Annotated in this window: 18 protein-coding genes; 9 read left to right on the forward strand and 9 right to left on the reverse strand. The window is 69.1% G+C overall.

Features of this window, described 5'->3' with window-relative positions:
- Positions 1–6 precede the first annotated feature (6 nt).
- Together OZ403_RS15445 and OZ403_RS15450 are read right to left on the reverse strand one after the other, a co-directional pair.
- Complete coding sequence (locus tag OZ403_RS15445; protein ID WP_268784518.1) at positions 7–720, reverse strand: Smr/MutS family protein; 714 nt, start codon at positions 718–720, stop codon at positions 7–9.
- A 51-nt stretch (positions 721–771) separates the two neighbouring features.
- The gene (locus OZ403_RS15450) at positions 772–1593 is read right to left on the reverse strand and encodes a TerB family tellurite resistance protein (RefSeq protein WP_140854350.1); all 822 of its coding nucleotides are present in this window, start codon (positions 1591–1593) and stop codon (positions 772–774) included.
- A gap of 53 nt (positions 1594–1646) precedes the next feature.
- Between OZ403_RS15450 and folD the strand changes: the two genes are divergently transcribed.
- Positions 1647–2513, forward strand: a complete 867-nt coding sequence (gene folD, locus OZ403_RS15455; RefSeq protein ID WP_268784874.1) for a bifunctional methylenetetrahydrofolate dehydrogenase/methenyltetrahydrofolate cyclohydrolase FolD — start codon at positions 1647–1649, stop codon at positions 2511–2513.
- On the opposite strand, the gene OZ403_RS15460 is transcribed toward folD, so the two are convergent.
- Entirely contained in the window at positions 2486–3295 is an 810-nt protein-coding gene (locus OZ403_RS15460) for a class I SAM-dependent methyltransferase (protein ID WP_268784519.1), read from the reverse strand. The genes folD and OZ403_RS15460 overlap by 28 nt on opposite strands.
- A 182-nt stretch (positions 3296–3477) precedes the next feature.
- Between OZ403_RS15460 and OZ403_RS15465 the strand changes: the two genes are divergently transcribed.
- From OZ403_RS15465 to OZ403_RS15480, 4 genes are all read left to right on the forward strand, one after another.
- On the forward strand, positions 3478–4428 hold the full coding sequence (locus tag OZ403_RS15465) for an ADP-ribosylglycohydrolase family protein (RefSeq protein WP_268784520.1): 951 nt from the start codon (positions 3478–3480) through the stop codon (positions 4426–4428).
- A 93-nt stretch (positions 4429–4521) separates the two neighbouring features.
- Positions 4522–5100: a carboxypeptidase-like regulatory domain-containing protein gene (locus tag OZ403_RS15470; protein WP_268784521.1), complete on the forward strand. Its 579-nt coding sequence runs from the start codon at positions 4522–4524 to the stop codon at positions 5098–5100.
- Positions 5101–5679 carry a carboxypeptidase-like regulatory domain-containing protein gene (locus tag OZ403_RS15475; protein ID WP_268784522.1) on the forward strand — a complete coding sequence of 193 codons (579 nt, stop codon included), beginning with the start codon at positions 5101–5103 and terminating at the stop codon, positions 5677–5679.
- Between the two features lie 273 nt (positions 5680–5952).
- Positions 5953–7476 (forward strand): sensor histidine kinase, encoded by a 1524-nt coding sequence (locus OZ403_RS15480; RefSeq protein WP_140798213.1) that lies wholly within the window; start codon positions 5953–5955, stop codon positions 7474–7476.
- Here OZ403_RS15480 and OZ403_RS15485 read toward each other — a convergent pair.
- The 3 genes from OZ403_RS15485 to metF all read right to left on the reverse strand — a co-directional run bounded on the left by OZ403_RS15485 (position 7473) and on the right by metF (position 9635).
- The gene (locus OZ403_RS15485) at positions 7473–8084 is read right to left on the reverse strand and encodes a DUF2378 family protein (protein ID WP_140790733.1); all 612 of its coding nucleotides are present in this window, start codon (positions 8082–8084) and stop codon (positions 7473–7475) included. The two genes, OZ403_RS15480 and OZ403_RS15485, sit on opposite strands and share 4 nt — an antisense overlap.
- A gap of 259 nt (positions 8085–8343) precedes the next feature.
- A complete protein-coding gene (locus OZ403_RS15490) occupies positions 8344–8766 on the reverse strand; it encodes a hypothetical protein (protein ID WP_140790735.1) in 423 nt (140 codons plus the stop codon).
- Positions 8763–9635 (reverse strand): methylenetetrahydrofolate reductase [NAD(P)H], encoded by an 873-nt coding sequence (gene metF / locus OZ403_RS15495; protein ID WP_140790737.1) that lies wholly within the window; start codon positions 9633–9635, stop codon positions 8763–8765. The genes OZ403_RS15490 and metF overlap by 4 nt, the downstream gene beginning before the upstream one ends.
- A gap of 96 nt (positions 9636–9731) precedes the next feature.
- On the opposite strand from metF, the gene gcvT reads away from it, so the two are divergent.
- From gcvT to gcvP, 3 genes are all read left to right on the forward strand, one after another.
- Complete coding sequence (gcvT, locus tag OZ403_RS15500; RefSeq protein ID WP_140790739.1) at positions 9732–10814, forward strand: glycine cleavage system aminomethyltransferase GcvT; 1083 nt, start codon at positions 9732–9734, stop codon at positions 10812–10814.
- A gap of 30 nt (positions 10815–10844) precedes the next feature.
- On the forward strand, positions 10845–11234 hold the full coding sequence (gene gcvH / locus OZ403_RS15505) for a glycine cleavage system protein GcvH (protein WP_140790741.1): 390 nt from the start codon (positions 10845–10847) through the stop codon (positions 11232–11234).
- Positions 11235–11312: 78 nt separating this feature from the next.
- Entirely contained in the window at positions 11313–14222 is a 2910-nt protein-coding gene (gene gcvP, locus OZ403_RS15510; RefSeq protein WP_140790743.1) for an aminomethyl-transferring glycine dehydrogenase, read from the forward strand.
- 63 nt (positions 14223–14285) lie between these two features.
- Here the strand turns inward: gcvP and OZ403_RS15515 are convergent, their stop codons facing one another.
- The 3 genes from OZ403_RS15515 to OZ403_RS15525 form a co-directional block, all read right to left on the reverse strand.
- Positions 14286–15203 carry a cation diffusion facilitator family transporter gene (locus OZ403_RS15515; protein WP_140790745.1) on the reverse strand — a complete coding sequence of 306 codons (918 nt, stop codon included), beginning with the start codon at positions 15201–15203 and terminating at the stop codon, positions 14286–14288.
- Between the two features lie 27 nt (positions 15204–15230).
- Complete coding sequence (locus tag OZ403_RS15520) at positions 15231–16478, reverse strand: energy transducer TonB (RefSeq protein WP_268784523.1); 1248 nt, start codon at positions 16476–16478, stop codon at positions 15231–15233.
- A gap of 119 nt (positions 16479–16597) precedes the next feature.
- Positions 16598–18580 carry a SpoIID/LytB domain-containing protein gene (locus OZ403_RS15525; RefSeq protein ID WP_328285531.1) on the reverse strand — a complete coding sequence of 661 codons (1983 nt, stop codon included), beginning with the start codon at positions 18578–18580 and terminating at the stop codon, positions 16598–16600.
- Between the two features lie 85 nt (positions 18581–18665).
- Between OZ403_RS15525 and OZ403_RS15530 the strand changes: the two genes are divergently transcribed.
- A complete protein-coding gene (locus tag OZ403_RS15530; RefSeq protein ID WP_268784524.1) occupies positions 18666–20345 on the forward strand; it encodes a right-handed parallel beta-helix repeat-containing protein in 1680 nt (559 codons plus the stop codon).
- Positions 20346–20382 lie beyond the last annotated feature (37 nt).

Below are 20382 nucleotides of genomic sequence, written 5' to 3' on the forward strand. Positions count from 1 at the left end.
TAAAGACTACCGCCGGAGCAACACGTACACCGCGCCGGTGCCTCCGTCCTGAGGCCGTGCGGAAGCGAACGCCAGCACCATCCGGCCAATCCGCTTCTCGGACAGCCATCCCTTGAGCCGCTCCTTCAGCACGGGAATCTGGTCCTTGGAGTTCAAACCGCGACCGTGCACGACGAGCACGCAGCGCTTCTTCGCGCGGCGACTGTCACCCAGGAACCGCTCCAGCGCGTCGCGCGCCTCGTTCTGCGTCTTCCCGTGCAGGTCCAGCTGTCCCTGGATGGCGAAGTCGCCCCGGCGCAGCGCGCGCAGCAGGTTCCGGTCGATGCCGGGGCCCGCGCCTTCGATGAACTCATCCGTGCCGGTGAAGTCGAAGTCGCCCTGGCCGGCGACCAGCTCGGAGAGCTGCGCGAGCGCCTCCGCGTTGTCATCGATGATTTCCGGCAGGCGCGGGTTGGGCGCGGGCGCTTCGCCCCGGTGGGTGAGCTGCTGCACGCCGTCCATGGCGGAGAAGAAGAGGGAGGCATCGTCCTCCTCGCGGACCTTGGGCGCCTTCGTGGCCCGGGGCGGGGGCGCCGCGACCTTGCGCTTCGCGACCTCCGCCGCGGCCTTCTCCTGCGCCTCCTTCTTCTCCTGGTCCTTCATTACCTGGATGGCGGACTTGAAGGGGTTGTTGCTGAAAGCCGCTTCCTTCTTCTTGGGGCCGTTGCGCTGCTGACTCATGGCGGAAAGTGCGTCCTCGTCGTGGGCGACTGTGAGGGATGTAATCCGGCGCTACAGCCCGCGCAGGCGCCGAATCTCTTCGTAGGCGTCGCGGACCTGCTGGAAGCGACGGGCGGCCTGCTCGGCGGCCTGACGGCCGAGGTGGGCGGATTTGTCGGGGTGGTGCTCCGCGGCGAGCTGCCGGAAGGCGCGCTTCACCTCGACGTCGGTGGCGTCCGGCGTCAGGCCCAGCGCGGCGTAGTGTTCATCCCCGGCGCCCAGGTGCAGGGCGATGATGGCCTGCTCGTCCGCCTCGGAGATGCCCAGGCCCTCGGCGACGCGGCGCAGGACCTCCCGTTCGGAGCGCTGCATTCCTCCGTCGGCCAGCGCCAGCTCGTAGAGCGTGTCCAGCAGCCGGTGCCGCTCGGCCGAGGGGAGCTGGGCATGGCAGGCGCTGACGGCCGCGTCCAGGTCGGGCGGGTGGGCCAGGAAGACCTTGAGGTGGCTCCGGACGACCTCCAGGGCTTCGGGTCCGTAGCCCAGGGTCGTCTGGAAGTAGCGCCGCACCACGCGCACCTCGTCGCGACGGACCTCGCCATCCGCGTGGGCCACCTCGACGAACACGGCGCACAGGTCGCTGGCGAACTGCTCGTAGGGCTCCTCCTGGCGAGGCACGAGCGCCGCCTCCGAGGTGGCGTCATGGGCGGAAGCGTAGGGGGCGTGGGAGAAGTCGGACAGCGCCTCCGGGTCTTCGGGCGGTAGGGCGTTCTGGGCGTCGTAGTATCGCCCCGCGAAGCCGCCCGCGATGAGCAGCAGGACAATGGCCCAGGGGCTGCCCACGAGCAGCCCCGCCATCAACCCCAGCATTGCTCCCAGAACTGTTCCTGCGCCCATGGCCGAGGTTCCGCTCCCTTTCCGGCGGGGGAGTTTCGCATAGAGTGGCACGGGTGAACGCCCAGTTGATTGATGGCAAGGCAGTTGCGGCGCGCGTGCGCGCGGAGGTCAAGGCGGAGGTCGACCGGCTCAAGCTCGAGCATGGCCTGACGCCGGGGCTGGCCGTGGTGCGCGTGGGGGAGGACCCCGCCTCCAAGGTCTACGTCAATGGGAAGAAGAAGGCCGCGGAGGAGGTGGGCTTCCGCTCCTGGGAGCTCCACCCGGACGAGGGCATCACCCAGGAGGCGCTGCTGGAGGTCATCCACCAGCTCAACGCGGACCCGGCGGTGCACGGCATCCTGGTACAGCTGCCGTTGCCCAAGCACATCGACCCGGACGTCATCATCTCCGCCGTGAAGCCGGAGAAGGACGTGGACGGCTTCCACCCGCTCAACGCCGGCAACCTGCTGCTGGGCCGGTCCACCACCCGGGCGTGCACGCCCTATGGGGTGATGCGGCTGCTGGAGGAGATTGGCTGCGACCCCGCGGGCAAGCGGGCGGTGGTGGTGGGGCGCAGCAACATCGTGGGCAAGCCCATGGCGCTGATGCTGCTCCAGAAGAACGCCACGGTGACCCTCTGCCACAGCAAGAGCGACCTGCGCCGTGAAGTGGAGGGCGCGGACATCCTGGTGGTGGCGGTGGGTGTGGCCGAACTGGTGAAGGGCGCGTGGATCAATCCCGGCGCGGTGGTGATTGACGTGGGGATGAATCGCAAGCCGGACGGCAAGCTCGTGGGCGACGTGGAGTTCGCGGCCGCCGCCGAGCGCGCGTCGTTCATCACCCCCGTGCCCGGTGGCGTGGGGCCCATGACCATCGCCATGCTGATGCGCAACACGCTCGACGCGGCCGTCCGCTACGGCCTGGTGCCTGTGGTCAGGTAGGCCGTGAGGGTGACGCGCTGGGGCCCCGGTCCCAGCTCCGCCTGCGCGTACTCGTGCATGGACCAGAGCAGCGGCTCCCACTGCGCGCCCAGCGCCCTGCGTGCCAGCACGACGGGCGCGCTGGAGCGGGTGGTGGCATCCACCATGGCCGCCGTGGACGGGTAGTCGATGGAGCCTTCCACTTCGTGCACCGTGACATCGGTGAAGCCCGCGCTGGACATCTCCCGCTGACAGGTGCCGGGGTCGGACAGGGGGATGGCGCCCGGTTGTGACGGCTTCGCGCCCATCTGCTCCCAGAGGCGCGTGTACACAGCGCGCAGCTCCTTCGATCGTTCGAAGGGCGTCCAACTGGACACGACGGCCCGGCCGCCCGGCTTCAGCACCCGGCGAAGCTCCTGGAAGCCACGTGCCCGGTCCGGGAAGAACATCAGGCCGAACATGGAGAAGGCGGCGTCGAACGCGTTTGCCTCGAAGGGCAGCGCCATGCCGTCACCCTCCAGGATGTCGATGTCGAGCTTCGCCTCCGCGGTCCGAGCGCGCAGGGCGGCGATCATCTCCGGGGAGAAATCCACCGCCGTGACGCGGGCGCCGTCGCGCGCGGCGAGCAGCGCGAGCGTGCCCGGCCCCGTGGCGACGTCCACGAGACGCATCCCTTGAGCCACGCCGGCCCGGAGCAGGGCATCCCTGGAGAACGTCTCGAAGGTGGGCATCAGCTCGCGCACGTACTCCGGCGCCACCAGGTTCCAGGCCTCGGGTTGGGCAAGGGGCGATACGGCGGACATGGGGGCTCCTGGACGTGGGGGCTCGGCATGGCCCGGTTCGCGTGGAAGCCTGCATGGCGGGGCCTGAAGGCGCAATTTTGTTGCGACAGCCATGGCCCCAGCCTTCAGCGGCGTGCGTCCGCTGTACGTGCGCTCGGGCGTTGTCCTAGCGTGTTTCGCCTCACCGTGGGGGAGGCAACACCATGCCGAGTCGCGAGGAACAGATCGCCGGGGGAATCTACGGATTGCTGGTGGGGGATGCCTTGGGCGTGCCCTACGAGTTCCACGCACCCGCGCGGATTCCACCGCCCGAGGACATCGACTTCCAGCCGCCCGAGGGCTTCCAGCGCGCGCATGACGGGGTTCCGCCGGGGACCTGGTCCGACGATGGCGCGCATGCGCTGTGCCTGCTGGACTCGTTGCTCTTCCATGGGCGATTGGACCCGGAAGACCTGGGCCGCCGCCTGGTGAACTGGCTGGAGTGGGGCTACCTCGCGGTGGACGGCCAGGTGTTCGACGTGGGCATCCAGACACGCACGGCCCTGGCCTCGGTCCACGCCGGGACGCCCGCGCTGATGGCCGGCCCCAAGGGCGAACGAGACAACGGCAATGGCTCGTTGATGCGCGTGCTGCCATTGGCGCTCTGGCATTCAGGCAATGACGCGAAGCTCGCCTCGGACGCGATGACACAGTCGCGTGTCACGCATGGACACATGCGCTCCCAGGTGTGCTGTGCGCTGTATTGCTTGTGGGCCCGCCGCATCCTCCAGGGCGCGCGTGCTTCGGATGCATGGATGGACGCGGTGGAGACGTTCCGCAATCTGTATCCCGAAGGCTTCGAGGCTCGCACCGAACTGGACACGCAGGTCCTTCCGCCGGGCTGGGAGGAGATTCGAGGCACGGGCACGGGCTACGTGGTGGATTGCCTCCGCTCCGCGCGCCAGTGCGTGGCCGAGCACGACACCTACGAGCAGGTGGTGAAGGCCGCGGTGCGCCTGGGCCGGGATACCGACACCACCGCGGCGGTGGCGGGAGGTATCGCCGGGCTCATCCACGGCGTGAATGGCATCCCCGCGCGTTGGCGTGAGTCGTTGCGCGGGGGCGTTTTGTTACATCCTGTGTTACAGAAGCTGCTCAAGTGCGCCGTGAGTTGAGTTTGCCCCGGCGCCGCAAAATGCAACCAAGGCTGATTTTCCCGGGGGGCGGTTGACTGCGGTTTATCGAAGGATGCCTCCAGCCGTGCGCTCGTGAAGGCGCTTCCTTGCGGCCGGCACACGCTGCGGGTGACGGCCGAGGGCTTCGAGCCCGTCTGGAAAGTGGTGCAGGTCGGCGCCGCATCGGCGGTGCCGCAGCAGCTCTCCGTGGAGCTGCGCGCCGGCGCCGCGGTGTCGGGCACGGTGGTGGACGCGCGCGGTGCCCCGGTGCCCAGACCTCGGTGGATGCGCGGGGGGCCTTCCAGATGGAGGACCTGCGCCGTCGGCGGGTCGCGGTGGCGGCCGTCCATGATGCCGCGTCGTCGTCCACCCGCTACGTCGACTTCTCTCAGGACGGCGCGGGCTCGGCGGTGGAGCTGGTGCTGGATGCAACGGGCGTGGTGCGTGGGCGTGTGGAGTTCGCCAGCGGCGAACCCGTGGGCGAAGCCGTCATCGTGGCCGAGCCTGCCAGCGCGCTGGTGCGCGGCCGCGTGGAGGGCACGCTGCGCGGCAAGCACGTCACCGTCGCGGACCCAGGCGGACGGACGGTTCGAGGTCCGAGGCCTGGTCCACGGGACATACAACCTGCGAGCCCTGGCGCCCGGCATCCCCCTGCACCAGCGGGTGTCGTGAATGGGAACGCCGGTCCGCGCGGAGACGGGCGGCTTCGAAGTGGTCGTGCGAATGCGCCGGGGCGGCAGCCTGTCCGGCCAGGTGCGCCTGGATGACGGCGCGGTGCCAGCCGCCTTCACCGTCACGCTGCGAGGCGGCTCCGGCACGTCGTTTGGCGGCGGCGATGGCCGCTTCCAGGTCAACGGCATCCCTGCGGGCGAGTACACCGTGTTCGTCTCCGGCCCCGGTTTCCTCACGAAGTCACTGCCCGCGCTGAAGGTGGCGGAGGACCAGGACACGAACCTGGGCGCGGTGGCCCTCTCGCGCGGACGCCGGCTCACCGGCCGAGTGGCGAGCGCGGCCGGGGCGCCAGTGCGGGCCACCGTCACCGTGTCGCAGCAACTGCGCGGCTGCGCGGTGGTGGTGGGCTCGGCGGCGGAGCTGGCGCACGGCCTGCAGCAGGTGAGCAGCGACGCGGAGGGGCGCTTCGTTTTGGAAGGCCTGCCCATCACCATCCTGCAGCTCGGAGCCGAGCACCCCGTGGAGGGCCGTTCCGCCTTTCGTGCGGGTGGAGGAGGGCGTCCCAGTGTCAGCCTGTGAGCGTGTCGCTGGCCCCTCTGGAGCAGCTGATGATGGTCACCATGCCCACCCCCTGACACATGCCACGGTTGTTCAACGCTTGTTCAATCCCTGTCGATGGAACGAGCGGGTGACGGTGTGTTTCACACCGTCATCAACGAGCCCCGAGGGCAAGTTGCATGTTTTTGCTGGAACAGTCTGCTTATTCCGACAAGTTTGGATTGCCAGGGGTATGTAAGGGGTTAGGATGGCGACTCATCCGGGGGGGCCGGAATGGCCGGGGTGAGTCACGCAATGATTGACCAGGATGTGGGCGCGCCTGTGCTTCGGGGGCGATTCGGCCATACACGCGGGGAGAACGTGCGGACGGAGGGTACCGTGTCAACGGAGACTTCCGGCAACATGGGGCTCACACGTGGGGTCGACGCGCTGGAGGTGCGGGTGGAAGCACTGCTCGGCGAGCACCTGGAGGCCGTGCGACGGCGGGTGGACTCTCGCTTCGCCGTGCTGATGGTGGGGCAGTGGCTGGTCGCCATCGCGGTGGCGGCGGTGCTGTCGCCCTTCGCCTGGCAGGGGACGTCGCGGGTGGTGCATCCCCATCTGCACGTGGCGGTGGTGCTGGGGGGCCTGCTGTCCGCCTTCCCGCTGGTGCTGGTGCGGCTGCGGGCCGGGGACGTTGTCACGCGGCACGTGGTGGCGGTAGCGCAGATGCTCTGGGCCGCGCTCTTCATCCACCTGACGGGCGGCCGCATCGAAACGCACTTCTATGTGTTCGGCTCGCTGGCCTTCCTGGCCTTCTACCGGGACCCGGCGGTGATGGCGACCGCCACCGTCACGGCGGTGCTGGAGCACTGCCTGCGCGGCATCTGGTGGCCGGAGTCCATCTTCGGCGTGTCGAACCCCGCGTGGTGGCGCTTCCTGGAGCACGCCTTCTGGATGGTGTTCGTCAACGGGGTGTTGGTGATTGCGTGCCGCGAGACGCTGGGGGAGATGCGGCGCGTGGCGGTGCAACAGGTGTTGCTGGAGGGCGCGTACGCGAACGAGCGCGTGGACCATGAGCATGCGCTGGCACGCGCGCGCCGGGAGATGAGCTCCTACCGCGAGCAGGCCGCGCGGGTGGAGAAGCTGGCGGCGGTGGGGCGGATGACGGCGACGGTGAGCCACGAGCTGCGCAACCCGCTGGCCGCGGCCCGCACCGCCAACGCCGTCGTCGTCCGTCACCTGCGCAAGCTGGACGTGACGCTGGCGGACCAGCGGCTCCAGCGCTTCCTGGAAATCATCGAGCGCGAACTGGCGGTGTGCTCGCGCATCTCCTCCGAGCTGCTGGACTTCGCCCGCGAGCGTCCGCTGGAGCTGCGGCCCTGCTCACTGCACGCGTTGATGGAGGAGGTCCTGGACGTGGTGCCGGGCCGCGAAGGCGTGCGCATCCAGAACAGCGTCCCGCTCTCGCTGGAGTCGCCCTGGGTTGACCGCGAGCTGCTGCGCAAGGTGCTCATCAACCTGGTGCAGAACGCGGTGGAGGCCATGCCCGAGGGCCGTCTGGGCCGGGTGGACGTGTTCGCGGAGGGCGGCGGTGGGCGTGCCTTCATCATCCGCGTGTCCGACAACGGCATGGGCATTCCGGAGGCGATGCAGGAGCGCATCTTCGAGCCGCTCTTCACGACGAAGCCCGCGGGCACTGGCCTGGGCCTGTCGGTGGTGGCCAGTACGGTGCGGCAGCACGGCGGCACCCTGCGCGTGGAGAGCCGGGAAGGGGAGGGCAGCGTCTTCACCCTCTGCCTCCCGGCGGGTTGCCCCGCCGCCGAAGTCGCCCTCTAGCTCCAGGACACCTCGTACTCGCCGTCCAGCAGGCCCGTGGCACGCCCGAGGATGTGCGTGTTGCGGGCGCCAATGGCGGCCAGCGCCGCGCGCAGCACGCCCTCGTGGTAGCTGTGCGGCATGAAGTCGCGGAACATGTTGATGCGGCCCTGGCGCTCGCCCAGCCACTCCACGTCCCGCTCGCCGTAGCTGACGGCGGTGCCGTAGCCGGACGGCAGGTTGCTGACGAGTCGGCGCGGGCAGCCACCGGACAAGGCCAGGAAGCTGCGCCCCACCACGGTGCTCAGGAAGTCCTGGGCGGACCGGGCGCCAATGGTCCGCATGGCCGCCTCGAAGCCGCCCAGCCGCGGCGCCAGCAGCCCCGCGGCGCTGAAGGACAGCCGCAGGAAGCTGCTGATGGGGTACAGGAAGAAGGGCACGAAGGCGCGCTCGCGCGAGGCCGCCAGGCACCGCGCCGCGGCGGCTTCCCCCGCCTCCTTCCGCACCACGTCCAGCGCCCCCAGGAAGAACATGCCCCGGGCCCGGTCCTTCTCCTCCGCGCGGCTCAGCCGCCGAGCCAGCTCCGTCAAAGGTTCAGGCGTTCCCCGCTCGACCTCAAACGCAATCATGGCCACCCCTGCGCTGGGAGGCGGCGCTCGACGTGCGCGCCTCCCTTGTGTGGCTACGAAAGTGAGGGAAACCGAGAAAGGGTGAAAGCCCGCACGGCTGCAACCCCGGGGCAGGGGGAGCGCCATTGGTGAACAGAGTGGGGGCCGCGTCAGAGGGAGCGCTGGGCTCCAGACGCCAGGAGGCGTGGCCGCGGGCGGTGTGGCCTGAACATCAATTCACGGCGGTTGGTCGACGCTCCAACCGCCGCGTTTTGAACGCTCAGGCCTGGAAGGCTTCACGCACGCCGTCGCGGCGCAGGGTGAAGAGCATCCACACGGCCACCGGGACGCCAATGACGCAGCCGGGAGACAGGATGTAGAGCGCGGTGATGCCGCCCACCGTGGCCAGGCCGTAGCCCTTCAGGTTGAGCGCACTGATGGCGCCCCAGGCGGACAGCACCCCACAGAGGATGCCCACGAGCAGCATCAGCGCCAGCGTGGGCGACAGCTCCAGCGTGGACGCCTCCGCGCCCGCGGGCACGAAGGGAGAGGTCACCTTCAGCGCGGCCAGCACGAAGCCCGCGATGTTGTAGATGACGTTCAGCACGCCCACGCACAGCAGGAAGAAGGCGGGCGGACGGATGATGTTGAGGACCTTGTTACGCGGATCGCTCGGGGGCAGGTGGATTCCAGGACCACTCATGAACGGGCTCGCAGTGCGCTCACGATCATCCGCGTCGCCGGGGACTTGTTGAGCGTGTAGAAGTGGATGCCAGGCACGCCGCGCGACAGCAGCTCCATGCACTGCACCGTCGCATGCGCCACGCCGAGCTGGGCCATGGCCTCCGGGTTGTCCTTCACCCGCTCGAGCTGCAACGCCAGGCGCATGGGCACGGTGGCTCCGCACAGGCGCGTGAATCGTTGGATCTGCTCGTAGTTGGTGATGGGCATGATGCCGGGGACGATGGGGACGTTGATGCCCGCGCGGCGCGCCCGCTCCACGAAGTCGAAGTAGAACGCGTTGTCGAAGAAGAGCTGCGTCACCACGAAGTCCAGGCCGGCATCCACCTTGGCCTTGAGATGACGCAGGTCGTCGTCACGGGAGGGCGTCTCCACGTGGCCCTCCGGATAGCATGCTCCCCCGAGGCAGAAGTTGAAATCCTCTTCTCGGATGAATCGCGCCATCTCCGACGCGTAGCGGAAACCCCCGGGCGCGGGCTCGAAGACTGTCTGGCCCTTGGGCGGGTCTCCGCGCAGCACCAGGATGTTGTCCACCTTCGCGGCCGACAGCCGCTCCAGCACGGTGCGCAGCTCCGCCGGGGAGTGGCCCCCGCATGTCAGGTGCGCCATCGCCTCGATGCCCGTCTCCTGCTTGATGCGCAGCACCAGCTCCACCGTCTTCGCCCGGGTGCTGCCTCCCGCGCCTTCCGTCACGGAGACGAAACCCGGCTGCAGGGTCGCCAGGTCTTCCAGCGCCTTGAGCAGGTTGGCCTCGCCCTCGTCCGTCCGGGGCGGGAAGAACTCGAAGGAGAAGCACGGGTCGGAAGGATTCAACCGATTACGAATCTTCATGTCGCCTCCAGTGTAGACGCTCCGCGTCGTCCTTGATCGGGCAAGTCTCGCGGCTATAGTCCGCGCCGTTTTCCACACCCCTCCAGGAGAATGAAGATGGCCCGGCAAACGCCCCTCAACGAGGCTCACCGCAAGCTGGGGGCCCGGATGGTCGACTTCGCTGGTTGGGACATGCCCGTCCAGTACAGCTCCGTCATCGGCGAGCATGAAGCCGTGCGCACCGGCGTTGGCCTGTTCGACGTCTCCCACATGGGCGAGGTGGAGTTCTCCGGCCCCGGCGCCCTGGACACGGTCAACGCGCTCATCTCCAACGACCTGGCCCGCATCGCGGACGGGCAGGCGGTGTATGCGGGCTTGCTCGACGAGCGGGGCACCTTCGTGGACGACGTGGTCGCCTACCGCTTCAGCCCCGAGCGCATCCTCATCTGCGTCAACTCCAGCAACCGCGAGAAGGACGTCGCGTGGATGAAGACGCACGCCAAGGGTGTGGCACCCGTGGACCGGAGCGACGACTACGCGCAGATTGCCGTGCAGGGCCCCAAGGCCACCGGCCTGGTCCAGCGCCTGACGAAGACGGACCTGTCGAAGATTGGCACCTACCGCTTCGCAGAGGGCGAGGTCGCCGGGGTGAAGTGCCTCATCTCCCGCACTGGCTACACCGGCGAGGACGGCTTCGAGCTGTACAGCGCGGCCGGGGACGCGGTGGCGCTGTGGGACGCGCTCCTCACCGAAGGCCAGCAGGACGGCGTGAAGCCGTGTGGCCTGGGCGCCCGTGACAGCCTTCGGACGGAGATGAAGTACGCGCTCTACGGCAACGACATCGACGACCAGCACACCGCGCTGGAGGCCGGGCTGGGGTGGATCGTCAAGCTCGACAAGGCGGCCTTCATCGGCAAGGAAGCGCTGGTGGCGCAGAAGGCCGCGGGCGTGAAGCGCAAGCTGGTGGGCTTCGAGCTGACCGGCAGCGGCATTCCGCGCCACGGCTACGCCATCCTCAAGGACGGCGCGCCGGTGGGGGAGGTGACCAGCGGCACCATGGGCCCCACCGTGAAGAAGGCCATTGGCATCGGCTACGTGCCCACCGAGCTGTCCGCGGAGGGCTCCACCTTCGACGTGGACATCCGCGGCCGCGCGGTGCCCGCCGTGGTGGTGAAGACCCCGTTCCACAAGAAGCCCTGAAGCATTCCCGTTCCAACCAGGAGCAACGACATGGCCGACAACATCCCCGGCGACCTGAAGTACACCCGTGAGCACGAGTGGGCCCGCGTCCAAGGCACCTCGGTGGTGGTGGGCGTCACGCAGCACGCGCAGGAGTCCCTGGGCGACGTGGTCTACGTGGAGCTGCCCAAGGTGGGCGCCACGGTGACGGAGGGCAAGCAGTTCGGCGTCATCGAGTCCACCAAGGCGGTGTCGGAGCTGTACTCGCCGCTGACGGGCAAGGTGGTGAAGGTGAACGACGGGCTGTCGGACAACCCCTCCACCGTGAACACCGACCCCTATGGTGCGGGCTGGATTGTGGAAATCGAGCCCTCGGACCCCAAGCAGGTGGACGGACTCCTGGACGCCGCCGCGTACACCGCCCTGCTCCAGAACAGCTGAGAGTGAAGGGACGGGGACTGGTTGTTAGGGACGGTCCTCGACTTCTCGACGCACGACTCGCCCGCGAGCCACAAAGCCATGTCCTTGAACTGGAAGTATCAGGAGCCGTTTGCCGGCCGTCACAATGGTCCGGATGACACCGAGCTGAAGCAGCTGCTGTCCGCGCTGGGCGTGGACTCGCTCGATGCCTTCATCGACCAGGCAGTTCCGCCCGCCATCCGCGCCAAGGAGCCGCTGAAGCTCGCGACCGCGCGCGGCGAGCACGAGCTGCTGGCGGCCTTGGAGTCCATCGCCGCGAAGAACCAGGTGTTCCGGTCCTTCATCGGCATGGGCTATCACGACACACACACGCCGAACGTCATCCTCCGCAACGTCTTCCAGAATCCGGGCTGGTACACCCAGTACACGCCCTACCAGGCGGAGATTGCGCAGGGCCGCCTGGAGGCGCTGCTCAACTTCCAGACACTGGTCATGGACCTGACGGGTCTGGAGGTAGCCAACGCCTCGCTGCTGGATGAAGGCACCGCCGCCGCCGAGGCCATGGCCCTGGCCGTGCACCTCAAGGGCGAGGAGTCCGGCGCGGCCTTCTTCGTCTCTGACGGCTGCCACCCGCAGACGGTGGACGTGGTGCGCACCCGCGCCCAGCCGCTGGGCGTGGAGGTGGTGGTGGGAGACCACCGCACGGTGGACCTGGGCTCGAAGAAGTTCGTGGGCGCGCTGGTGCAGTACCCGGCCACCGACGGCGCGGTGCATGACTACCGGGCCTTCGGCGAGCAGGTGCACGCCGCGGGCGGCCTGTTCGTGGTGGCCGCGGACCTGCTCAGCCTCACGCTGCTGACGCCGCCGGGGGAGTTCGGCGCGGACGTGGCGGTGGGCAGCGCCCAGCGCTTCGGCGTGCCCATGGGCTACGGCGGTCCGCACGCGGGCTACTTCGCCACGAAGAACGCGTACACCCGCGTCATGCCCGGGCGCATCATCGGCGTGTCCGAGGACGCGCAGGGCCGCCGCGCGCTGCGCATGGCGCTCCAGACGCGCGAGCAGCACATCCGCCGCGAGAAGGCGACGAGCAACATCTGCACCGCGCAGGTGCTGCTGGCCGTCATCGCCAGCATGTACGCCGTCTACCACGGCCCCTCCGGGCTGAAGGCCATCGCCGAGCGCGTGCACGGGCTCACGGTGCTGCTGGCGCGCGGCCTGGCGAAGCTGGGCCTCAAGCTGAAGCACGACCAGTACTTCGACACGCTGCGCGTGGAGCTGACGGCGCCGCACGTGCGCGCGGTGCTGGGGGCCGCCGAGGCGGCGCGGATGAACTTCCGCCGCATCGACGAGAAGACGCTGGGCGTGTCCCTGGACGAGACGACGCGGCCCGCGGACGTGGAGGACATCCTGGCGGCCTTCGCCACCGGCACCGGCAAGTCCTCCGCGCCGGTGCTGGCGGACCTGGTGGGAGACGGCGTGGAGAGCTCCGTGTCGCAGGGGCTGCGCCGCTCGAGCGCGTACCTCACGCACCCCGTCTTCAACAGCTACCACTCCGAGACGGAGATGCTGCGCTACATCCGGCGGCTCGAGGCGAAGGACCTGTCCCTCACGCACTCGATGATTCCGCTGGGCAGCTGCACCATGAAGCTCAACGCCACCGCGGAGATGATTCCGGTGACGTGGCCCCAGTTCGGGCGGCTGCACCCGTTCGCGCCCACCTCGCAGGCGGCCGGCTACAAGGTCATCTTCGAGCAGCTGGAGCAGATGCTGACGCAGGTGACGGGCTTCGCGGGTTGCTCGCTCCAGCCCAACGCTGGCAGCCAGGGTGAGTACGCGGGCCTGCTCGTCATCCGCGCGTACCACCAGAGCCGCGGCCAGGGGCACCGGGACGTGTGCCTGATTCCGTCCTCCGCACACGGCACCAACCCGGCCTCGGCGGTGATGGCCGGCTACAAGGTCGTCGTCACCAAGTGCGATGAGAACGGCAACATCGACCTGGACGATCTGCGCGCCAAGGCGGATGCGCACAAGGACGCGCTCGCCGCGCTGATGGTGACGTACCCGTCCACCCACGGCGTGTTCGAGGAGGAGATTCGCGAAATCTGCGCCATCGTCCACGAGCGCGGCGGCCAGGTGTACATGGACGGCGCCAACCTCAACGCGCAGGTGGGCCTCACGGCGCCCGGGTTGATTGGCGCGGACGTGTGCCACATCAACCTGCACAAGACGTTCTGTATCCCGCACGGCGGCGGCGGCCCGGGCATGGGCCCCATCTGCGTGGCCAGCCACCTGGTGAAGTTCCTGCCGGGGCACCCCGTCATCCAGACGGGCGGCTCGGAGGCCATTGGCGCCATCTCCGCGGCGCCGTGGGGCAGCGCGAGCATCCTGCTCATCTCCTGGATGTACATCGCGATGATGGGCGGCGAGGGCCTCACCCAGGCCACCAAGCTGGCCATCCTCAACGCCAACTACATCGCCGAGCGGCTCAACGCCCACTACCCGGTGCTGTACCGGGGCAAGCGGGGCAAGGTGGCGCACGAGTGCATCGTCGACCTGCGCCCGCTCAAGAAGACGGCGGGCGTGGAGGTGGAGGACGTGGCCAAGCGGCTCATGGACTACGGCTTTCACGCGCCCACCGTGTCCTTCCCGGTGGCGGGCACGCTCATGATTGAGCCGACGGAGAGCGAGTCCAAGGCGGAGTTGGACCGTTTCTGCGACGCGATGATCGCCATCCGTCAGGAGATTCGGGACATCGAGGAGGGCCGCATGCCCAAGGACAACAACGTCCTCAAGCACGCCCCTCACACCGCGCGTGTCGTCGCCGCGCCGGAGTGGAACCGTCCCTACTCGCGCGAGCAGGCCGTGTTCCCCACGCCGTGGGTCCGCGACAACAAGTTCTGGCCCTCCGTGGGCCGGCTCAACAGCGTGCTCGGTGACCGGAAGCTGGTCTGCTCGTGCCCGCCCATCGAGGACTACATGACGCCGGAGCCGAAGGCCGCCACGGCCTGACGCATCCCGCGCATCGGGTGAAGCCATGGGCCGTCTCCCTTGTCAGGGAGGCGGCCTTCGTCTTTACGCGGGCGTGGCCAGCGCGGCGCGGTCTGGCTCCACGTGGACCACCACGTCCACCACCTGCGGATAGGCGCTGTGCAGCGTGCGCTCCACCCGGTCCGCTACCTCATGGGCCTGCGCGGTGGTGAGCTGCGGGTCCACCTCGATTTTGAGGTCCACGTAGACGCTCTCCTCCATGCCGCGGCTGCGCACGTCGCGGCAGGAGCGCACGCCCGGCACGGACAGCGTGTGCCGCTTCACCTCGTCTGGGTCCAGGCGCGCCGTGTCGGAGAGGATGCCCACCGCCTGCCGGACGATGCCGTAGGCCACCCAGGCCACGAACACCATCACGGCCAGCGCAATCAGCCCATCCGCGCGCGGGTAGCCCAGCCACACCAGCAGCAGGGAGCCCAGCACCGCGAGGGTGACGTAGACGTCGGACATCGTGTGGCTCGCGTCCGCCAGCAGTAGGGAGCTCTTGTACTTGCGCCCGTAGTACCGCTCCACCCGCGTCACCACCATGTTCACCACCAGGGTGAAGGCCATGACGGCCGCCATGGTGCCCGTCACCTGCGGATGCTTGTCGTTGAGCACCGAGTCGAGCGCCATGCGCCCCAGCTCCAGCATGCCCACGCCAATCATCGCGCCAATGCCCAGCGACGCGAGCGCCTCGAACTTGCCGTGGCCGTAGGGATGGTCCTCGTCCGCCGGGCGTGACGCCACGCCCATGGCCACCAGCCCCAGCACGTTGGAGCCGCCGTCGATGAACGAGTGCAGCCCGTCCGCCGTTACCGCCGCGGACTGGCTGAGCATTCCGAAGATCAGCTTGGCGCTGGCCACCACCCAGTTGGCCACGAGGATGCCCAGCAGCACTTTGCGGACCTTCCGGTTCCGCTCCTGCTGCGCGAGGTTTCTGTCGGTGAGCGTCGTTGCTTCCACGGCGCCGCACGGTACTTCAGTGCGTGCTCAATTGGGCTGGCGGAACAGCCGCATCTTCGGGCCGCCGCCCATCTCCATGAAGAAGCCGAATTGGAACTTCACCTTGGAGTCGTCCGACAGCAGGCCGGGCGGCGGGTTGGGGAAGGGCTGCGCGCGTTTGAAAGAAGACACGGCCTCGAAGTCGAGGAAGTCGAGCCCGCTGCTCTTCTCCACCTGGATGTCCGTCACCTGGCCGCGCTCATCGAGCGTGATTTGCAGCAGCGTGTACCGGTCCCGCCCCGTGTAGATGCCACCGGTGGGGTCTCTCCGGCGCAGCTGCTCGTTGGGGTTCCAGTGCATGCCCACGCTCTGCTTCACGCGGTTGAAGAAGCTGGCGTACTTCCACTCACGCGTGTTGAGGAGGGTGCCATCGCCTTCCTCGGCGTCCTGCAGGTGGTCGTTGGGCGCGGCGCCCAGGACCTTGTCCATGACGGCGCGCGACGGCATCAGCGACGCCAGCCCCGGAGCGCCCGCGCGGCCCGTGGAGCCGGCTTCCTCGCCGCCGGTGCCGGGCTGGATGTTGAGGCGCTTGGAGTTGCCCACCACCTCGTCGCTCTCGTTCTGGTTGTTCACCTCCATGCCCGGACCCGGCGACGTCGGGTCCGTCTTCATCGCCACCTCGTTCTTCTTGCGGGCGTCGGGAATCTCGAAGGCGGGCTTCTGGCCACCCTGGGACACGGGCCGGTCGTCGTTGCCCATGCCGTTGTTGCCGGCCATGCGCGGCGGCGTCTGCGCGTCCGTATCCTGACCTTCTTGATTCTGAGGCGCCGTCCGCTGGGGCATGGCGTTCCGGTAGAAGGGCGTCTGCTCCCGAGCGCGCGTCTCCTTGTTCACGCGGTTGTTGCTCTCCGCGAGGTACTTCGCGTTCGGGTCCACTTCGTTGTTGCCGGGCGCGACGTCCACCACCTGACCCTTGGGCGTCTCGTCGGGCTTCTTCTCCTCCGGCTTCTTGTCCTGGGCCTTCGGACGCTCCGACGTCTGGGACTTCGTCTGGGGGGAGGCCTTGCCGCGGTTCTGCGCCCATTGGTCGGCGGTGAGCGGACGTACGGCCACGGAGGTGGGCCGCGTCACCGGCTTGCGGGCCTTCCCGTCGCCCTGGAACGAGCTCGTCAGCAGCAGGGTTCCCAGGTAGACGGCATGGAGGAGCAGGGCGAGCGCAATCGCCGCGGCGAAACGCACCGCGGACGACCCCTGCCGCCTCCTGCGGCGCCAGTTTGTTGGAGAACCCGTGCTCACGGCGGGATGATAAACCTCCGAACGGGCGGACTAGTCCCGTCGCGTTCGCGGCTGAACAGGTAAAAGGTCAGGTCGATTCGCGGGCCGCGCACGGGTTTGAAGGATAACCCCTCCCAGCCTCAATAGATGGGGGCCACCGCGGCACCGTTGAAGTAGTGACGGAGGATGTCCTGGTAGCGCTGCCCGGCCTCCGCCCGGCCGATGGCACCTGTCTGGCACATTCCTACGCCGTGGCCCCAGCCCCCGCCACGGAAAAGCCAGCCGGTGAGCCGGCCCTCGGCGTCCCGCTCGGCCTCCACCACCGCCATGCTGCTGTTGAGCATGCCGAACAGGCGGCGGATGTTGAGCTCGCCGCGCACCTGGGTGGCCCCCTTGTCGCCGGACACCGTTAGCACGGCCGCGCGGCCGGAGACGCCCCGGTCCGTCAGCGCCAGGGCCTGGACGCGCCCCACGCCCAGCCGCTTCAGGCGGGTGTCCACCTGCTCGGCCGTGAAGCGCTTCTCCCACCGGAACTTGCTGGGCTGCGCGAAGCTGGACAGCCGGCAGGCCGCCGGGAGGTTGGCGGTCGTCAGCCAGCGCTCCAGGCTGGCGGGCAGGGGATGGGCGCCCACGGGGCCAATGACGTCCGGGCGGCCACGCAGGCTGGGGTCCGGAGGCCCGCCCCACACCACGTCGTTGTCCTCGGTGTGGCCGCCGCAGACGGCGCTGTAGACGGAGTCCACCAGGCGGCCGTCCTCACTGAAGAGGCCCTCGCCCCGGGTGGCCTCCACCGCGGCGGTGGTGCTGGCGGCCTCACCGGTACGGCCCCGGTAGACGGCGCAGTGTTGCTCCGAGCACAGGAGGTAGGGGTCCGCCAGGTGCTTGATGCCCACCTTCGCCAGCACCTCGCCGCGCGCGGTGACGGCCTGGGCCTTGAGCGCCTCCGAGTGGGCGCGGGCGAAGATTTCCGCGGGGACCAGGCCCTTGAGCAGGTCCTCCAGGGGAACGACGTTCACCACCGCCAGTCGGCCCGAGCGGTCCACGACGAGCTGGAGCGCGCCCCGGAAGGTGCGGTCCTCGAAGCCGTGGAAGTCGTAGCCCACGCCGAATTCGACCTGGCGCACGTCGAAGCCCGCGCCGTCGGGCGTCTCCGCGTCCAGCCGGTCCTGGGCCATGCCCACGACGACGCCCGCCTCGTCGCGCACCTCCAGGATGGCCTTGGAGGGCGTGCGCACCTCCTCGAAGAGCGTCGTCTGGACGCCGTGGCTGCGCAGCAGCTCCGCCTGCTTGCGGCCGGCGGCGTCGGGCGTGAGGACCTCGTCCACCAGCAGCAGGGTGCGCCGGTTGTCGATGACCTTGCCGGCGATGCCGTAGACGGAGCCCAGGACCTGGGCCCGGACCGCGAGCCCCTTCTCTCGCCATGACTCCAGCGCCGCCTGGAGTCCCGCGCGGTCGGCCATGCGGAACTCGGCCAACTGCACGCGCGCAGACAGCACCGCCGGGCTCCCCTGCGTCACCCGGACCGTCCAGCGCGTGCCCGCGGCGGCGTCGAGCATCTTCTCGTCGGGCCCTCCGAAGCGCAGCCGCATCCGGCCTCGCGGAGAGAAGGTGACCTCGTTCCGGCCCTCCATCAGGCGCACGGGGACGCGAGGCTCACCCCCACGGAAGTCCAGGCGCTTGAGGTCCCCCGGCGTGGGAATCCCCTGGGCCAGCGGGTCCTCCTCAGGCGTCGCGGGTCCGTGCGCATGGGGCGGAGCTGCCGTGGAGGCTCCCCCGTGGGACGAGCCTGAAAGAGCCAGCTCCCCCTCCGTTGTGGAGACGCCGTGCCTCGTGGGCGCAGCGACTCCGTCCTGAGGCGAGGGGGACGTTCCGGGTGTGACCACGGCTGCCGGATGGGAGGTCGACGCGTCGGCGCCGTGGATGCCTGCTTCGCTTTCCTCGGGGCCTGATGGGGACGTGGCCTCGGACGATGACACGACGGCCGGCCCGGTCGCGGATGCACGGGGACTGTCAGCCGCGGGTTTCGAGGCCACGCAGGCGGAGAGCAGGACGGCGGCGAGAAGCTGTGTGACGGCGTGGCGCACGGGGGGCGACACCGTACAGTCGCACCTCCAGGCTGTCACGGACCGTTCGTCGTGCGCCCGCCGGGCAGGCTGGCTGGTACGTGTCGGGACTCGAGGGGATGAATAGCGCACAGGGCTTCCGGCGTTGCCCCTGCTCATGAAAATCCGACACGGCAACTGCCTGAGGCTGACGTTCCTGGCCACGAGCGTGCTCCTGCTGAGCTTGGCGGCCTGCTCGGGCTCCGACAGTGGAGGGACGCCCGTGCCCGTTCAGAGGTCGACCCCTCGCCCCGTGCCCATGCCCGCGCCTGGGCAGACGGAGTCGCCCACGCCCACTCGAACCTTTGCCACGCGTCCGCCCGTCGGCGTGCAGGCGGTGGCGGGGACTCCGGTGGCTGCGCTGCCGGAACACACGGACCACGTGAACATCGAGGACCCTTCGCCCCAACCGGCCGTCAACGCCACGGCGATGGTCGTCGCCGCAGAGGCGCCCGTCTACACCCGTGAGTGGGTGGTGAGCACGTCTGGCAACGACGCTGGGAATGGCAGCGCCGCGCAGCCGCTGCGCACGCTCAACAAGGCCATCGGCCTGGCCAGTCCGGGTGAGCTCATCCGTGTCCTGCCCGGCACCTACGCGGAGCGCGTCATCATCGGTGACAACGCGAAGCCGGGCACGGCCGACGCGAAAATCACGCTCCAGGGCGAGGGCAGCCCGCGCATCGTCCTGGGCCCCGGCGAGCACGGGCTGCTGCAGGTGCGCCAGCCGCATTGGATCATCGACGGCTTCGAAATCGATATGGAGGGCCAGACGCCCTTCGCCGTCACCTTTGAGGGCGACGTGACGGGCTCGATGCTCGTCAACTCGGACCTGCACGGCGGCACGGGCGGCGGCGCGGTGACGACGTTCAACAACGCCACCGGGCCCATCATCGAGAACAACCACATCCACGACTTCGTGAAGACCACCGACAACGAGGACTCGCACGGCGTCGTGGTGCAGCCCACGTCGCGCGACGTCACCGTGCGCAACAACGACATCCACGACAACTCGGGTGACTCCGTGCAGTGCCTGGGGCCCGAGGGCTTCAGCAACCTGCCGCCCGCGGAGAACCTGCTGGTGGAGAACAACCACTTCTACGGCAACCGCGAGAACGCCGTGGACATCAAGACGTGCTACGGGGTGACCATCCGCAACAACCGGATGCACCGCTTCCTCCCGACCACCACGGCGCGGGGGGACGTCGTCGTCATCCACTACTCCGCGAGCAACGTGCTGGTGGAGGACAACGAAATCTACGACGGCGCGAAGGGCATCGCGGTGGGCGGCACCCGTGAAGGCGCCGTGCCCACCGGTGTCGTCATCCGCCGCAATCGCGTGTACGACATGACCGAGGCCGGAGGCGGGGAGGGCACGGGCATCCGCCTGGAGAACTCGAAGGGCACCCGGGTGGTGAACAACACCGTCACCCGCGCGGCCACGGCGCTCATCATCGGCCATGGCACCGGCGGCCCCACCCAGTCCCCGGTGGTGCAGAACAACATCTTCGCGGAAGCCCCCATCGCGGTGAACATGGGCCCGATGGCCCCGGGGATGAAATTGGGCAACAACCTCTTCCCAGCGGGCGCCCAGTTCAAGAAGGACGGCAAGCCCGTGGACCTCACGGCCTACCAGTCCACCTCGGGAGATACCACCTCACGCCTCGGCTCGGCGGACCTCGGGGCGGCGTTCGCGCCGGGGCCCATGGCGCTGGACTCGGGCGCCGACGTCGGCATCCCGTTCTGCGGTGGGGGGCCGGACATCGGCGCGGTGGAGCTGGGCTGCTGACCCGTCCGCTCAGCCCCTGAAAAGGACAAGGCCCGAT

Origin of the sequence: Myxococcus sp. NMCA1 (assembly GCF_026810205.1) — a bacterium.
GTDB lineage: Bacteria > Myxococcota > Myxococcia > Myxococcales > Myxococcaceae > Myxococcus > Myxococcus xanthus_A.

Excerpts from the sequence above, each read along its gene's own strand:
- gcvH (WP_140790741.1), top strand. The coding sequence starts at position 10,845 with ATGGCCGACAACATCCCCGGCGACCTGAAGTACACCCGTGAGCACGAG.
- OZ403_RS15475 (WP_268784522.1), top strand. The coding sequence starts at position 5,101 with ATGGGAACGCCGGTCCGCGCGGAGACGGGCGGCTTCGAAGTGGTCGTG.
- OZ403_RS15460 (WP_268784519.1), bottom strand. The coding sequence starts at position 3,295 with ATGTCCGCCGTATCGCCCCTTGCCCAACCCGAGGCCTGGAACCTGGTG.
- OZ403_RS15450 (WP_140854350.1), bottom strand. The coding sequence starts at position 1,593 with ATGGGCGCAGGAACAGTTCTGGGAGCAATGCTGGGGTTGATGGCGGGG.
- OZ403_RS15445 (WP_268784518.1), bottom strand. The coding sequence starts at position 720 with ATGAGTCAGCAGCGCAACGGCCCCAAGAAGAAGGAAGCGGCTTTCAGC.
- gcvT (WP_140790739.1), top strand. The coding sequence starts at position 9,732 with ATGGCCCGGCAAACGCCCCTCAACGAGGCTCACCGCAAGCTGGGGGCC.
- OZ403_RS15480 (WP_140798213.1), top strand. The coding sequence starts at position 5,953 with ATGATTGACCAGGATGTGGGCGCGCCTGTGCTTCGGGGGCGATTCGGC.
- metF (WP_140790737.1), bottom strand. The coding sequence starts at position 9,635 with ATGAAGATTCGTAATCGGTTGAATCCTTCCGACCCGTGCTTCTCCTTC.
- OZ403_RS15465 (WP_268784520.1), top strand. The coding sequence starts at position 3,478 with ATGCCGAGTCGCGAGGAACAGATCGCCGGGGGAATCTACGGATTGCTG.
- gcvP (WP_140790743.1), top strand. The coding sequence starts at position 11,313 with ATGTCCTTGAACTGGAAGTATCAGGAGCCGTTTGCCGGCCGTCACAAT.
- OZ403_RS15490 (WP_140790735.1), bottom strand. The coding sequence starts at position 8,766 with ATGAGTGGTCCTGGAATCCACCTGCCCCCGAGCGATCCGCGTAACAAG.
- OZ403_RS15485 (WP_140790733.1), bottom strand. The coding sequence starts at position 8,084 with ATGATTGCGTTTGAGGTCGAGCGGGGAACGCCTGAACCTTTGACGGAG.